Source organism: Streptomyces sp. NPDC085866 (assembly GCF_044541035.1).
GTDB lineage: Bacteria > Actinomycetota > Actinomycetes > Streptomycetales > Streptomycetaceae > Streptomyces.
Genome location: NZ_JBITSQ010000005.1, coordinates 449,283 through 463,324 on the forward strand (window position 1 = coordinate 449,283; position 14,042 = coordinate 463,324).

Here is a 14,042-nt window from a genome sequence, read left to right on the forward strand (position 1 = left end):
CGTCAGTGCGGCAGCGCCACGCCGAGGCCCAGTTCGAGCGCCCGGTCGCGGACCGCCGCGGCCACGGCGATGTCGTGCACTCCCATGCCGAACGGGTTGACCACCACCCGGTCCGCGGCACCGACCGTCCCGGTGAACGCACCCGACACCAGCGCCGGCAGGGTGGCGTCGACGCTCCGGCCGCCGTCCGGGGCCGGCTCGCCCGGGCCGGTGACCTTGCCGGCCCGGGCGAGCTTCCCGAGCAGGCGGTGATCGTCCTCGGCGACCAGCCGCCAGTCGTCGACGAACAGCGCGTCGCAGCCCAGCAGCAGACTCTCCGCCGCGTCGTCGAGCGAGACGTTGACGAAGACCGAACCCTCCGTCAGCCAGTCCAGCTCGACGTACGGCTCGGTCGTCGTCGTCACCGCCACGACCAGCCGTGCCCGGCCGGCCGCCTCCCGCGCCTCGGCCACGACGGACACGGCCAGCTGCGGTGCCGAGGTGCCGAGCCGGGCGGCCAGTTGGCGGGCGCGACCCGGGTCCTGGTCGTACAGAACGACCTCGGACAGCTTCGGGCAGGTCCGGACGAGCAGGTCCAGATGCACCTCGGCCTGCCGTCCGCAGCCGAGGAAGGCCGCCTCGGTGACCTGGGCGGGATCCCGCAGGGCACCCAGCGCGGCCAGCGACACGCCCGCGGTGCGCAGGGCACTGATCAGTCCGCCCTCCATCACCCAGGCGGGCCGGGCGGTCTCCGGGTCGTTCAGGACGATCAGCCCGGCGGCGCGAGGCAGGCCGAGGCGCTGGTTGCCCAGCGAGGCGTTGATGATCTTGCAGCCGTAGGCGTCGCCGGACCAGCCGGGCAGGATCAGGCTGCGCGCGGCGGCACCGGAGGGCGTCGTCCAGCGCAGCGCGGCCTCGGGGGTGAGTCCGGCCGCCTCGCGGTGCACGGCCCGCAGAGTGTCCTCGACGATGTCGACGACCGGCAGGGCGGCGCACACATCGGCGACGTCCGCGCTGCCGAGATAGGTGAGCGAAGGCATGGGGGAGTTGGTCATGGGATGGCTGTCTCCTGTGCGTGGGTGGTGCCGGCCAGGGCCTTCAGAGCCGTGGCAACGCCCGGCGACGCGCTCGCCCGGGCCTCGGCCGCGGTCTCCTCGAGGGGATACTTCTCGCCGCTGTCCGGGCATACGCAGGCCACCTCGCGCAGCGCGGGGTCCGCGGCGGCCCGGACCACCGCGGCCAGCGCGGCGGCTCCCGAGCTCCCGCCCAGCGACAGCCCGGTGGCCCGCCGCAGCAGCACACAGGCCGCGGCGGCGTCCTCGTCGCGCACCCGGACGACGTCGTCGACATGGTGCGGGCGCACGAAGTCGGAGGGGCGGCCCGAGCCGAACCCGGCGAGCTTGTACGGCCGTTCCGCCGGCGGACCGCCCAGTGCGGCGGAGCCCACGGCGTCCACGGCGATGACCCGGGCGGCGGGCAGACGGTCCCGGAAGGACCGGGCGATCCCGGCCAGCGTGCCGCCCGTCGAGACCGCCACGGCGACCGCGTCGTACGCGCCGCCCGGCGCCTCCCGCACCAGCTCCGCGCCGGTCCGGCTCTCGTGCACACCGGGATTGGCGGGGCTGCGGTACTGGTCCGTCCACACGGCGCCGGGATCCCGGCGCAGCAGCTCCTCGACCGCCCGCAGCCGGGCGTCCAGCGTCCGGCCGCCCGGCACCTCCCGCACCACGACCACGTCGGCGCCCAGTTCCCTCATACGGCCCACGCTGGCCTGCGGGGTGCTCGGCTCGACGACCAGGGTGCAGGCGTAGCCCCGCGCGGCACACAGGCCGGCGAGCGCGATGCCGAGGTTGCCGGAGGTGGACTCCACCACCCGGCTGCCCGGGCCCAGCCGCCCGCTCGCCTCCAGGGCGTCCAGCAGGGCCTGAGCCGTGCGGGCCTTGATCGAGCCGAAGGGGTTGTGCCACTCCAGCTTCAGCCACAGCCGCACGGACCTGGCCGACAGCGGGACACGGACCGGCACCAGGGGGGTGCCGCCGATCCGCCCCGGCGGGTGGGCCGTGGCCGGCGGCGCGTTGAACGACGTCATGAGTGATCGTTTCCTGCTGTCATGACCTGTTCCGGCCGCGCCCCCGCGGTGGGCCGGGTGACGTGGTCGGGGCCGATGTCGCTGATGCGGTAGCCGTGCGGATAGCCCGGGTAGGTCCGGGCGGTCGGCCGGGTCATCAGCCGGGCCATCAGGTCCGGCGCCAGCCGCTCGGCCGCCGCGTGGCCCCGCAGCCCCAGCACGTTCAGGCCGCGCACCCAGCCGGCCGGCTCCGGCATGCCGAGCGCGTCGCGCGCCGCGCGGTCCAGGCGGCAGGGCAGGGTCGCGGCCACCACGTCGCTCACCGGACGCGGGTACCAGGAGGCGTAGAGCCGGAGGATCTGGCCGCCCACCCGCTGGTTGCTGGGCGCGGGGCGGAAGCGCTCCTTCTCGTAGTCCCGGTTGAACCGCTCGAAGGCGTCGACGTCGGTGGGCAGGTCACGGATGTTCATCCGCCGCCCCACCTCCGTGTAGAAGTAGAACGCCGCCAGCCGCTCGGTCTCGCTGACCCGGCGCCACGCCCAGCGGTCGATCCACCGGATCGGCTCGAAGACGAACGTGGACAGCACATAGAGCATGTCGTCGTTGTCGATGGTGAAGCGGCGGTGCGCCTGGTTGATCTGCCGCAGGGCCTGCCGGCCGCGCTCGGAGTCGTATCCGCCGCGCACCATTTCGCCGAGCAGAATTCTGGTGTCGTCGTACCGTTTCTGGGCGCGCAGCGCGAATTCCCCGCTGCCGTCCAGGGTTTCGGAGATGCTGGGCACACAGCAGGTGCGCCAGATCGCGACTTCCAGACCTCGGCCGTAGTCCCAGGGAAACTCCCGGTCGGAGGATATGCGGTGGATCAGTTCGTGATCCGCCTTGGGATCGAGCGTCTGCAGGTGTTTCAGGGGCGCGTACCGGTCTCGCATTCGAGTACCTCGATGGCTGGTGATCGGCATGGGTCGGGGCCCGCTACAGCGGGGTCGAGCCGGTGGCCGAGACGACCTCGGGCCGCGTCGGGTCGAACCGGCCGGTCTCGTAGCGCCACTGGAGCTGGCCGCTGAGCCAGCTGCGCAGGCCCTCGATGTGGTGGCGCAGCGACTCCCGCTCGGCCGGGGACAGCTCGGCCGCCAGGGCGGGGCCGGGGAAGGTCCGGCTCAGCTCGGTGAACCGGTCGAAGCGCGCCTGGACCATCGCGCCGACCGCGTCGACCGAGGTCTGCAGATCGCAGCCGTGCTCGTGGCGGTGGACCAGCACGAGGTTGTGCGGGTCGCCGAGCAACGCCTCCTTCTCGCAGGAGAAGAGGTCGTTGGTCCACAGGTCGGCGTCGGAGAGCGCCTGGTTCATCTCGGTGAACTCGGGCAGCCGGTAGATCTCCTCGGGGACCTCGGCGTGCGTGGTCACCTCGATCAGGTCCAGGTACGGCATCAGGGCGCGGCCCCGGTACTCGATGTACTCGGCGAGGCTCGGCACCCGGCCGGTGAGGCGGTTGCGGGACTCCCACACGCAGGTGTCGAAGAACGCCCCGACGTGGCCGGCGAAGCGGGCGCGCCAGGTGTCGGACGTGTACGGCGCGGTACGGCGCCACAGGTCCGCGTAGGCCGGGTGGAACACCCGGCTGAGGGAGGCCTCCACCGGGTTCTGCGGCAGTTCGGGGACGGTGCCGTCGGCGGGGAGCCAGCCGAGGACCTCGTCGCACACCCGGCGCAGCCGGTCGGGGTCCTGGCCCAGCCGGGTCTCGTCGAACTGGTCGTCCAGGACCAGCATGCAGCTGATCCAGTCGGTGACCAGGGCGAGTTCCGTCTCGCCGGAGTGGGGATAGGCGCGGGACATCAGGGTGCCGAGCAGGGAGCGGGCATGGTGGTCGCGGGCGGCCTGGTCGGGGACGAGGTCGTAGCGGGCGACGAAGGCGCGGGTGCTCTGTTCGACGCTGTCGGTGAACGGGCTGATCCTGGTGGGGAAGTCGGAGTGGAGGGGCGGCATGCGGAGGGTCATCTGGTACCCGTCGTGGTCGTGGTCGGTGTGTGCCGCCTCGGCTTCGCCTTCGGCGGTGATCGGGTTCCCACCCGCACCACCCGTGCGGAATTCGTCGTCGGGTGCGGGTGGCCCCTGTGGGGGGTGCGCGCCGTCGGCGGCGTGCGGGGCGTGGGGGCGTGGGGCGTGGGGGTGCGCGGGGTGCGCGGGGTGTGGGGGTGTGCTGGTGGGGGCGGCTCGGCTTCGGCTTCGCCTTCCGCTGCTTGTGGGGTGTGGGGGTGTGCCGGCCCGGCTTCGTCTTCGGTGGCTTGTGGGGCGTGTGGTGTTGCTTCAGGCCGGTAGTTGCAGGGCCTTGGTTTCCTGGAACTCGTGGATGCCGTGCAGGCCCAGTTCGCGGCCCACGCCGGACATGCCGTAACCGCCGAAGGGGGCCGCCGGGTTGAAGGCGGCGTCGTTGATGTCGACCTGGCCGGCGCGGAGTTGGCGGGCCACGGTCGTGGCACGGTCCTGGTCGGCGGACCAGACGGTCGCCGCCAGACCGTAGGGGGTGGCGTTCGCCAGGCGGATGGCGTCCGGCTCGTCCTCGTAGGGGAGTACGACCAGGACGGGGCCGAAGATCTCCTCCTGGGCGAGCGGGGCGTCGGGCGGTACGTCGGTCCAGGCGCCGGCCGGCACGTAGTGGCCGCGGGCGGGGACCTCGTCCCGCGGTGGGCCGGCGACCCGACGGGCGCCGGTGGCCTCGGCGGCCCGCAGGTACTCCCGGACCCGGTCGCGCTGGTCCCGTGAGACCAGAGGACCGAGCCGGCAGGCGGGGTCGGTCGGGTCGCCCGGCGGGTAGGCGGCGAGGGCCGAGCGGACCACGTCCACCGCCTCGTCCAGGCGGGACCGGGGCACGAGCAGCCTGCTGCGGGCGGAACAGGTCTGCCCGGCGTTGTGCAGGGCGGAGTGCACCCCGTCGGTGACGGCCGTGGCGAGGTCGGCGTCCGGCAGTACCACCGTCGCCGACTTGCCGCCCAGCTCCAGGCAGACCCGCTTGACGCCGGCGCCCGCGACCGAGCCGACCTCCCGGCCGGCGCGCAGCGAGCCGGTGAAGGAGACCACGTCGACGCCGTCGGCGGCGGCGAGCGCCCGGCCGGCCTCCGTGCCACGGCCCGGCACCAGGTTGAACACGCCGGGCGGCAGGCCGAGGCCGTCGATCAGGGTGGTGAGGAAGTACGCGGAGAGCGGGGCGAGTTCACTCGGCTTGAGCACCACCGTGCAGCCCGCCGCCAGCGCGGCGCCCACCTTGGCGATCACCTGGTGCAGCGGATAGTTCCACGGCGTGATCGCGCCCACCACCCCGGCCGGCTCGCGCACGACCAGCGAGTGCCCGATCCGCTCCTCGTCCGGCTGAGCCGTCAGGGCGTCGGCGAAGCCCTCCAGCACCTTCAGGGGCAGGCCCGCCTGCACGCGCCGGGAGAAGGTGATGGGCGAGCCCATCTCCCGGGTGATCAACTGCGCCATCTCGTCGTGGTGTTCGGCGAGGGAGTCGCGCAGGGACAGGAGTGTCCCGGCCCGGGTGGCCGGGTCCGTCGCGGCCCAGCCGGCACCCGCCGCACCGGCCGCCGCCACGGCGCGCGCCACGTCCGCCGCGCCGCACACCGGCACCCGGGCGATCTCCGTCTCGGTGGCGGGATTCTCGACCGGAAGCGTCTCCCGGCTCCCGGGAGCGGTCCAACGGCCGTCCAGATAAACCGAGCCAAGTGGCAGCGAATCCATGACTGGTGAATCCATCACTGGCGAATCCATGGCTGTCGAAAAAGACCCTTCATGCGTCGGGCGGTGCAACAGGCAGGTCAAACCCTCGCCCAACCGACGCACAGAGGACTGGAGACAACCTGAATGGGTAACTGCCTCCGGACCGGCCTGAGCAGCCAACCGAAGAATTTTGTGGCTAGGGTGGCGAACCGTATTTGGCCGGTCGTGTTCGTCTTCCGATGGAGAGGCCATCAGTGTCACTGACACACATTCGCCCAGCGCACGGCGACAGCGCGTGGATCAAGAGATACCGACCGCTGGAGTCACCCTCTCTGCGGCTGTTCTGCCTGCCCTACGCAGGCGGTAACGCCGGGGCGTTCCACCGGTGGGCCCAGGCCCCGCTCGACGGGGTCGAGGTGGTCGCCGTGCAGTACCCCGGGCGTCAGGACCGCCTCGGGGAGGAGTGCCTCCCGGACATGGAGTCGCTCGCCGACGGCGTCGCCGCGGCCCTCGTGCCGCTGCTCGACCGGCCCTTCGCCCTCTTCGGGCACAGCATGGGGGCGTCGGTCGCCTACGAGGTGGCACTGCGCCTGGAGCACCGCTATCGGGCCAGGCCACGGCGGGTGTTCGTGTCCGCCGCAGGCTCCCCGCTCCGCCCCCGGAGCCACACGGACATACATCTCAGAAGCGACGACGCGATGGTGGAGTGGTTCGGTGAACTCGGCGCGATGGACAAGGCGGTGCTGGCGGACCCTGAACTGCGTCCGCTCGTGCTTCCTGCGATGCGTGCGGATCTGCGGCTCATCGAGACCTACCGGCCACTGTCGGGCCGGCGGACGACCTCCCCGGTCACCGCGTACGTCGGTGACGCCGACCCCGGAGTCGACCCGGACGACGCGCGCGCCTGGCAGGACCTGACCTCCGCGGAGTTCTCGTTCCGTGTCTTTTCCGGGGGGCATTTCTATCTGTCGGACCATGAAGACGCACTTCTGGCCGACATCACCGAACGGCTGGGAGGAGACTGCAAATGATCGGTCACGACGACGAAGTGGCCCGCCGCGTCCGGGAAATCATGGTCGACGTACTGGATCTGCGGCTGACACCGGCGGAAATACGTGACGACATATCGCTCTATTCGCCGGTGATCCGCCTGGATTCACTCAACCTGCTGCAACTCCTGATGGCGGTCGAGGAGGAATTCGGCGGCCACATCGAGGACGAGGACATCATGGAGGCCGACCTGGAGAACGTCGGCGACCTCGTCGCGCTGATCGGCAAGCACATGCCGGCGACCGTGGCCCGGGACGGCGTGGCATGAAGGTGACCCGCAACCAGGTCCTGCTCAGCGAGGACGACGTTCCCACCCACTGGTACAACATCCTGGCCGACCTGGACGTGCCGACGGCCGACGTCCGCCGGGCTCGCCCGCGCACCGAACCCGCCGACGGCAATCCGCCGCAGCAGGGCGCCGCCTCCGGGCTCGCCCCCAACATCCCGCTGTCGATGTACCGGGCCAGCGTGGGCCGCGAGCGCTTCGTGGAGATTCCCGCCGAGGTCCGCGCCGAGTACCAGCGCTGGCGGCCCACCCCGCTGGTGCGGGCCCGCGCCCTGGAGCGTGCCCTCGACACCCCGGCCCGCATCTACTACAAGTACGAGGGCGCCAACGGGGTGGGCAGCCACAAGCTCAACTCCGCGCTGGCCCAGGCGTACTACTACAAGAAGTCGGGTGTCGAACACCTCACCACGGGCACCGGCGCCGGACAGTGGGGCAGCGCCCTGGCCGTGGCCTGCCAGGCCATGGACCTCGAGTGCACGGTGTTCATGGTCCGGGTCAGCCACGACCAGAAGCCCTACCGGCGCGTCCTGATGGAGCTGCACGGAGCCCGGGTGGTGCCGAGTCCCGGCGGGCTGACCGAGACCGGGCGCAGGCTGCAGGCCGAGCGGCCCGACAGCGCGGGCAGCGTCTCCGTCGCCAACGCCGAGGCGCTGGAGTACGCCAGGTCCGTGCCGGGCGGCCGGTTCTGCGTGGGCAGCGGCGAGAACCACGTCCTGCTGCACCAGACGGTCATCGGCGAGGAGGCACTCAAACAGCTCGCCGCCGTCGGCGAGTTCCCGGACGTCGTCGTCGCCTCCATGGGCGCCGGCAGCAACTTCGCCGGTCTCGCCTTCCCCTTCCACCGCGAGCGGCTGCGCACCGGCGCCGCCACCCGGCTGATCGCGGTCGAGCCCGAGGCCTGCCCCAAGCTCACCCGGGGTCGGTACGCCTGGGACTACAACGACGTCTCCGGCACCACCCCGATGACCAAGATGTACACCCTCGGCCACACCTTCGAGGCCCCGGGCGTGCACGCCGGCGGGCTGCGCTACCACGGTGCCGCGCCGCTGGTCAGCGCGCTGTACGAGCAGGGCCTGATGGAGGCCGTGGCCTACGGCCAGAACGCGGTCTTCGAGGCGGGGGTGCTGTTCGCCCGCGCCGAGGGCCTGGTGCCCGCGCCCGAGTCCGCGCACGCCGTGCGGGCCGCCGTCGACGAGGCCGTACGGGCCCGCGAGGAGCGCACCGAGAAGGTCATCCTGCTCAACGTCAGCGGGCACGGCATGCTCGACCTGTCCGCCTACCAGCAGTACCTGTCCGGGCAGTTGGCCGACCACGTGGTCTCCGACGAGACCATCGCCGCCTCGCTGGCCGCCCTGCCGGACGCCGAGCCCGCGGGTGCGGTGTCATGAGACTCGCCCCCACCGACGAGCAGACGGCGCTGGCGGAGCGGCTGCGTGAACTCGGCGCCACCGCCCTGGGCGGCGACCTGGAGCAGCGGGAACGCACCCAGACCCTCCAGCCCGGTGACTGGCAGCGCTGCGCGGACGCCGGGGTGTTCGCGCTGCCCGTGCCGAAGGAGTACGGCGGCCTCGGCCTCGACCCGCTGACCTGCGCGCTGGCCCTGGAGGGCCTGGGGCGGGGCTGCCGGGACAACGGCCTGCTGATCTCCGCCGGGGCCCACCTGTGGGCGGTCGAGCTGCCGCTGCTGCACTTCGGCTCCGAGGAGCAGAAGCGCCGCCACCTGCCGGCCCTGGTCGACGGCAGCAGCATCGGTGCCCACGCGATCACCGAGGCGGGCTCCGGCTCCGACGCGCTGTCGCTGTCCGCCGTGGCCCGGCGCGAGGGCGACCACTACGTGCTGAACGGCGGGAAGCGGTTCATCACCAACGCGCCGGTGGCCGACCTGTTCATCGTCTACGCGACCGTCAACCCCGAGCTGGGCTTCACCGGCGTCACCGCGTTCCTCGTCGACCGGGACACGCCCGGCCTCACCGTCGAGACCGGCTTCGAGAAGACGGGTCTGCGCACCGCGCCCTGGGGCGAGATCGTCCTGCGCGACTGCCGGATCCCCGTCGCGAACCGGCTCGGCGCGGAGAAGCAGGGGTCGAGGATCCTCGCCACCGCCATGGCCTGGGAGCGGTCCCTGATCCTCGCCCCGCTGCTCGGCACCATGCAGCGCCAGATCGACGAGTGCACCCGGTACGCCCGCAGCCGCGAGCAGTTCGGCAGCATCATCGGCCGCTTCCCCTCCGTGTCCCACAGCGTGGTCGGCATGCAGGTACGGCTGGAGGCCGCCCGGCTGCTCACCTACCGGGCCGCCTGGGACCTGGGCCGCGGCGACACCGGCTCGGTGTTCCCCGAGGCCGCCCAGCTGGAGACCAGCGAGTCCGCCGTCCAGACCTTCCTGGACGCCGTCCAGCTCTACGGCGGCCTCGGCTACACCACCGCCACCGACGCCGAGCGCAACCTCCGGGACGCCCTCGGCACCCGGATCTCCTCCGGCACCTCCGACATGCAGCGCAAGGTGATGGCCGACAAGCTGGGCCTCACCGTCCGGGCGCGGCACACCGCGGACGGAAGGCACACACCGTGACGACCCTTGCCGACCTGCTCACGCGCGCCGCCGCCGAGCGGCCCGGCGCCCCCGCGCTGCGCGACCGCGAGCGGACGCTGACCTACGCCGAACTGGACCGCGCCGCCGGTGCGCTGGCCGCCGCGCTGCGGCAGGCCGGCGTCGGCCGCGGCGACCGGGTCGGGCTGTGGCTGGCCAAGTCCGCCGAGACCGTCGTAGCCGTCCACGCGGCACTGCGGCTGGGCGCCGCCTACGTACCGGTGGACCCCGCGGCCCCGCCCGCCCGCGCCGCCTACATCCTGCGCGACTGCTCCGTCGCGGCCCTGGTCACCGACAGCGGCCGGCTCGCCCTGCTGGACGAGCAGCACGCCGATGCGGACGAGCCGTTCCGCGTCGTCGTCGTGACGGACCGGGCGGACGGGAGAGAGGCGACGGACGCCGGCAACGCGGCTCATGCAAGGGGCGCGGCCGATACGCCGGACACGACGTATGCGGCCGATGCGCCCGGCGCACCCGTGGCGCCCGACGGCGCGCCCGGGCAGCGGCATCCTGTCGTCGTGTCCGGCGGGCAGCCCCGGCGCGCGCCCCGGCTGGGATGGCGGGACGCCGTGGAGCAGGGCCCGGCCGACGCCGTCCCGCCCGCCCGGCTCGCGCCCGACGACCTCGCCTACGTGCTGTACACGTCCGGTTCCACGGGCGCGCCCAAGGGCGTCATGCTCTCGCACCGCAACGCCCTGGCGTTCGTCGACTGGGCCGTGGCCGAGACCGGGCTGACCGGCGCCGACCGGGTGTCCTCGCACGCCCCGGTCCACTTCGACCTCTCCGTCTTCGACCTGTTCGCCACCGCACGGGCCGGTGCCTGCCTCGTCCTGGTGCCGGAGAACCGGCGCGGGCTCGGCGTCGCCCTGAACCGGCTGGTCGCCGAGGAGCGGATCACGGTCTGGTACTCGGTGCCGGGCGCCCTGATCCGGATGCTCGACGCGAAGAACCGCGTACTGCTGGAGTCGAGCGGGCTGCGCACGGTCCTGTTCGCGGGGGAGCCGTTCCCGCTCAAGCACGTCCGGCGGCTGCGTGAGGCCCTGCCCGAGGCGGCCCTCTACAACCTGTTCGGGCCGACCGAGACCAACGTGTGCACCTTCCACCGCGTCACCGACGACGACCTCGCCCCCGGCCGGACGGCCCCGCCGCCGATCGGCCGCCCCTGCCCCTACGCCCGGGCCACCCTGCACGACGCGGACGGCCGCCCGATCGACGACGCCCCCGGCGCCGAGGGCGAACTGGTCATCGCCGGCGACTCGGTGATGCTCGGCTACTGGGGCGCCCCCGAGGACCCGGCCGGGGTGCACCGCACCGGCGACCTGGTCCGGCACGAGGCCGGCACCGGGTACCTCTACCTGGGCCGCCGCGACCACATGGTGAAGATCCGCGGCTACCGCGTCGAACCCGAGGAGATCGAGGCCCGGCTGCTCGAACTGCCCGGGGTGCACGAGGCCGCCTGCGTCGCCGTACCGGACCCCGGCGGCGACCCCGACGCCACCGCGCTGGAGGTCCATGTGATCCCCGCCGACGGGGCCCGCCCCGACCCGGACGCACTGCGCCGGCACTGCCTGGAACACCTGCCGCGCTACATGGTCCCGCAGGAGTTCCGGTTCCTGACGGCGTTCCCGCGCACCTCGACGGGCAAGGTCGACCGCCGGGCGCTGGCCGCGATGCCGCTTGCGCGCCCCGAGGAGGAACCGTGCCTGGTGAAGCACTGACCCTGGAGGTGCCCAGCCGGATCCTCGGCCGCACCAAGCGCGCCACGGTCCTGCTGCCGGACGGCTACCAGCCGCACGGCCCCGGCCACCCCGTGCTGTACCTGCTGCACGGCTACGGCGGCGGCCGCGGCACCTGGCTGGAGCGCACCCGGCTCGCGGAGTACCTGCGGGGCAGCCGGCTCGTGGTGGTCATGCCGGAGAGCGGGCGCCGCTGGTTCGTCAACGACCACGCGGGCCTGCGCTACGAGGACCACTTCACCGAGGAACTGCTGCCCGCCGTCGACGCCCGGTTCAACACGCTCGCCCGCCGCTCGGCCCGGGCCGTGGGCGGGTTCTCCATGGGCGGGGCGACCGCGCTCTTCCTGGCGCTGCGCCATCGCGCGCTGTTCTCGGCCGTCACCTCGCACGCGGGCGCCTTCGAGGCCCCCCGGCGGATCGGCGACCCCTACCAGGAGCACCGCGGCGAGCCGGACTTCGTGATGCCCACGGTCGAGAGCCACGAGCGCGTGTGGGGCCCGCCCGGCAGCGAGACCCGGCGCAGCTACGACCCGTACCGGCTGATGGCGCGGGAGGACCCGCTGCCACCGCCGGCCCTGTACCTGGACGTCGGCACCGGCGACCACGACCGCATGGTCCGGATGAACCGGACCGTGCGCGACGCCCTGCGCGAGCGGGGCTGGCCGCTGGAGTACCGGGAGCGGCCGGGCGGCCACGACTGGCAGTTCGTGAACGACGCCCTGCCCGACGCGCTGGACTTCCTGCACGGCAGGCTCACCGCGGCGGCCGCGACACCGCAGGAGGTGCGAGCATGACGGCACCCGTGGTCCTGGTGACCAGGCCGCGCGAGGGCGTCGTGGCGGCCACCCTGAACCGTCCCCACCGCGCCAACGCGCTGACCGAGGAGGTCTTCGAGGCGCTCGGCGCGCTCTGCGCCGCGCTCGCCGCCGACCCCTCGGTGCGGGTGCTGGTCCTCAAGGGGGCGGGGGAGACCTTCTGCTCCGGGTACGACGTCGCCGAGGTCGGACGGGTGGCCGCGCTGCCGCCGCTGGAGCTGACCGCCCTGCTGGAGCGCCAGGCGGAGGTGATCGCCGCGCTGCGCGAACTGCCGCAGACCGTCGTCGCCGCCGTCGACGGGGTCGCGGCCGGCGCGGGCCTCTCGCTCGCCCTGGCCGCCGACGTCCGCGTGCTCACCGCCCGCGCCCGGCTGCGGGCCGCGTTCGTGCGGATGGGTCTGTCCGGCGGAGACATGGGCGCGTCCTGGCTGCTGCCGCGGATCGCCGGGTTCGGCTTCGCCTCCGAGATGCTGCTCACCGGCCGGTTCGTGACCGCCGAGGAAGCTCTCCAGCGCGGCCTCGCGAGCCGGGTCTGCGCCATCCAGGACCTGCTGCCCGTCGTCATGGACAGCGCCGGGCAGATCGCCGGCAACAGCCCCGTGTCGCTGCGGCTGACCAAGCAGGTCCTGCAGTCCAACATCGACGCCCCGTCGCTGCGGGCCGCGCTGGAGCGCGAGATCCCCGTCCAGGTGATGGCGGCCAAGTCACCCGACGTCCACGAGGCGGTGACCGCCTTCCGCGAGCGCAGGTCCCCGCACTTCGCCGCCGGCGGCCGGGCCGGCACCAAGGAGGAACAACCATGACGCAGACCAGTACGACCTGGGCGCCGAAGCTGGTCGGGCCCGCCGAGGCAGGCGTCGCCGCGAGCCCCGCCGGGCTCGCCGAGTACCTGCGCGGCACCGACCTCGACGACCTCCTCGTCCGCGAGAAGGCGGTCGTCCTGCGCGGCTTCTCCGTCACCGAGGACAGCTACGACGGCCTCGCCGACCTGCTGCTGCCCGAGCGGCTGGCCTATGTGCACGGCAACTCCCCGCGCACCAAGGTCGGCCGCAACCTCTACACCTCGACCGAGTACCCGGCCGAGTACGAGATCTCCATGCACAACGAGATGTCGTACGCCAGTTCCTGGCCGTCGCGGATCCTCTTCCACTGCGCGATCGCCGCCGAGACCGGCGGCGCCACCCCGGTGGTCGACGGGCGGCTGTGGCTCGACTCGCTGGACGCGGAGGTGCGCGAGGCGTTCGCCGGCGGGGTGCGGTACACGCAGAACCTGCACGACGGCGTCGGCTTCGGCAAGAGCTGGCAGGCCACCTTCGAGACGGACGACCGTACGGCGGTCGAGGAGTTCCTCGCCGGCACGGGCGCCGACCACGAGTGGTGCGCGGACGGCTCGCTGCGGGTGAGCCTGCTGCGCCCGGCCACCCTCACCCACCCCGTCACCGGGACCGAGGTGTGGTTCAACCAGGCCGACCAGTTCCACCCGGCGGGACTCGGCGAGGACGCGGCGGCGCTGGCCGCGGTGATCCCGGAGGACGAACTGCCGCAGCACGCCGTGTTCGCGGACGGCTCGCCGATCCCCGACGCGTACGTCCGGCACATCCAGGAGACGGGGATGCGGCTGGCGGTCGACGTGGACTGGCAGGTGGGCGACCTGCTGTTCGTGGACAACGTGGCCGTGGCGCACGGCAGGCGGGCGTACACGGGACAGCGCCGGATCCTGGTGGCCATGTCCGGCTGAGAGCAGGGGAAAAGAAGGGGGGAGGCCCGGCGGCCTCCCCCCTTTCTTTGCCGTCCCGGCCAGTGGCCG

Annotated in this window: 13 protein-coding genes; 8 read left to right on the plus strand and 5 right to left on the minus strand. The window is 73.2% G+C overall.

The window, feature by feature from the left end:
• Positions 1-2: 2 nt before the first annotated feature.
• The 5 genes from ACIF83_RS15140 to ACIF83_RS15160 all read right to left on the minus strand — a co-directional run bounded on the left by ACIF83_RS15140 (position 3) and on the right by ACIF83_RS15160 (position 5,779).
• A complete protein-coding gene (locus tag ACIF83_RS15140) occupies positions 3-1,034 on the minus strand; it encodes an ornithine cyclodeaminase (protein WP_399726958.1) in 1,032 nt (343 codons plus the stop codon).
• Positions 1,031-2,068 (minus strand): cysteine synthase family protein, encoded by a 1,038-nt coding sequence (locus tag ACIF83_RS15145; RefSeq protein WP_399726961.1) that lies wholly within the window; start codon positions 2,066-2,068, stop codon positions 1,031-1,033. The genes ACIF83_RS15140 and ACIF83_RS15145 overlap by 4 nt, the downstream gene beginning before the upstream one ends.
• A complete protein-coding gene (locus ACIF83_RS15150) occupies positions 2,065-2,976 on the minus strand; it encodes an oxygenase MpaB family protein (protein WP_399726964.1) in 912 nt (303 codons plus the stop codon). Before ACIF83_RS15150 ends, ACIF83_RS15145 begins: the two co-directional genes overlap by 4 nt.
• 43 nt (positions 2,977-3,019) lie before the next feature.
• Positions 3,020-4,030 carry a hypothetical protein gene (locus tag ACIF83_RS15155; RefSeq protein ID WP_393469421.1) on the minus strand — a complete coding sequence of 337 codons (1,011 nt, stop codon included), beginning with the start codon at positions 4,028-4,030 and terminating at the stop codon, positions 3,020-3,022.
• 321 nt (positions 4,031-4,351) lie between these two features.
• Entirely contained in the window at positions 4,352-5,779 is a 1,428-nt protein-coding gene (locus tag ACIF83_RS15160) for an aldehyde dehydrogenase family protein (RefSeq protein ID WP_399726967.1), read from the minus strand.
• Between the two features lie 233 nt (positions 5,780-6,012).
• Here ACIF83_RS15160 and ACIF83_RS15165 point away from each other — a divergent pair, with 233 nt between their 5' ends.
• The 8 genes from ACIF83_RS15165 to ACIF83_RS15200 are packed head-to-tail and all read left to right on the plus strand — an operon-like array spanning position 6,013 to position 13,973.
• On the plus strand, positions 6,013-6,789 hold the full coding sequence (locus ACIF83_RS15165; RefSeq protein ID WP_393469426.1) for a thioesterase II family protein: 777 nt from the start codon (positions 6,013-6,015) through the stop codon (positions 6,787-6,789).
• Positions 6,786-7,076 (plus strand): phosphopantetheine-binding protein, encoded by a 291-nt coding sequence (locus ACIF83_RS15170; RefSeq protein WP_399726970.1) that lies wholly within the window; start codon positions 6,786-6,788, stop codon positions 7,074-7,076. The genes ACIF83_RS15165 and ACIF83_RS15170 overlap by 4 nt, the downstream gene beginning before the upstream one ends.
• Complete coding sequence (locus ACIF83_RS15175) at positions 7,073-8,482, plus strand: TrpB-like pyridoxal phosphate-dependent enzyme (RefSeq protein ID WP_399726974.1); 1,410 nt, start codon at positions 7,073-7,075, stop codon at positions 8,480-8,482. The genes ACIF83_RS15170 and ACIF83_RS15175 overlap by 4 nt, the downstream gene beginning before the upstream one ends.
• A complete protein-coding gene (locus tag ACIF83_RS15180; RefSeq protein WP_398137533.1) occupies positions 8,479-9,666 on the plus strand; it encodes an acyl-CoA dehydrogenase family protein in 1,188 nt (395 codons plus the stop codon). The genes ACIF83_RS15175 and ACIF83_RS15180 overlap by 4 nt, the downstream gene beginning before the upstream one ends.
• Positions 9,663-11,402: an amino acid adenylation domain-containing protein gene (locus tag ACIF83_RS15185; RefSeq protein ID WP_399726977.1), complete on the plus strand. Its 1,740-nt coding sequence runs from the start codon at positions 9,663-9,665 to the stop codon at positions 11,400-11,402. Before ACIF83_RS15180 ends, ACIF83_RS15185 begins: the two co-directional genes overlap by 4 nt.
• Positions 11,384-12,214, plus strand: coding sequence for an alpha/beta hydrolase (locus ACIF83_RS15190; protein WP_393469441.1), 831 nt, complete (start codon positions 11,384-11,386; stop codon positions 12,212-12,214). Before ACIF83_RS15185 ends, ACIF83_RS15190 begins: the two co-directional genes overlap by 19 nt.
• Positions 12,211-13,038: an enoyl-CoA hydratase/isomerase family protein gene (locus ACIF83_RS15195; protein WP_399726981.1), complete on the plus strand. Its 828-nt coding sequence runs from the start codon at positions 12,211-12,213 to the stop codon at positions 13,036-13,038. Before ACIF83_RS15190 ends, ACIF83_RS15195 begins: the two co-directional genes overlap by 4 nt.
• A complete protein-coding gene (locus ACIF83_RS15200; RefSeq protein ID WP_393469446.1) occupies positions 13,035-13,973 on the plus strand; it encodes a TauD/TfdA family dioxygenase in 939 nt (312 codons plus the stop codon). Before ACIF83_RS15195 ends, ACIF83_RS15200 begins: the two co-directional genes overlap by 4 nt.
• Positions 13,974-14,042: the final 69 nt, after the last annotated feature.

What these genes read in the sequence shown, in the direction of transcription:
- ACIF83_RS15145 (WP_399726961.1), bottom strand. Translation starts at nt 2,068, where the DNA reads ATGACGTCGTTCAACGCGCCGCCGGCCACGGCCCACCCGCCGGGGCGG.
- ACIF83_RS15150 (WP_399726964.1), bottom strand. Translation starts at nt 2,976, where the DNA reads ATGCGAGACCGGTACGCGCCCCTGAAACACCTGCAGACGCTCGATCCC.
- ACIF83_RS15140 (WP_399726958.1), bottom strand. Translation starts at nt 1,034, where the DNA reads ATGACCAACTCCCCCATGCCTTCGCTCACCTATCTCGGCAGCGCGGAC.
- ACIF83_RS15175 (WP_399726974.1), top strand. Translation starts at nt 7,073, where the DNA reads ATGAAGGTGACCCGCAACCAGGTCCTGCTCAGCGAGGACGACGTTCCC.
- ACIF83_RS15155 (WP_393469421.1), bottom strand. Translation starts at nt 4,030, where the DNA reads ATGCCGCCCCTCCACTCCGACTTCCCCACCAGGATCAGCCCGTTCACC.
- ACIF83_RS15180 (WP_398137533.1), top strand. Translation starts at nt 8,479, where the DNA reads ATGAGACTCGCCCCCACCGACGAGCAGACGGCGCTGGCGGAGCGGCTG.
- ACIF83_RS15200 (WP_393469446.1), top strand. Translation starts at nt 13,035, where the DNA reads ATGACGCAGACCAGTACGACCTGGGCGCCGAAGCTGGTCGGGCCCGCC.
- ACIF83_RS15195 (WP_399726981.1), top strand. Translation starts at nt 12,211, where the DNA reads ATGACGGCACCCGTGGTCCTGGTGACCAGGCCGCGCGAGGGCGTCGTG.
- ACIF83_RS15160 (WP_399726967.1), bottom strand. Translation starts at nt 5,779, where the DNA reads ATGGATTCGCTGCCACTTGGCTCGGTTTATCTGGACGGCCGTTGGACC.
- ACIF83_RS15170 (WP_399726970.1), top strand. Translation starts at nt 6,786, where the DNA reads ATGATCGGTCACGACGACGAAGTGGCCCGCCGCGTCCGGGAAATCATG.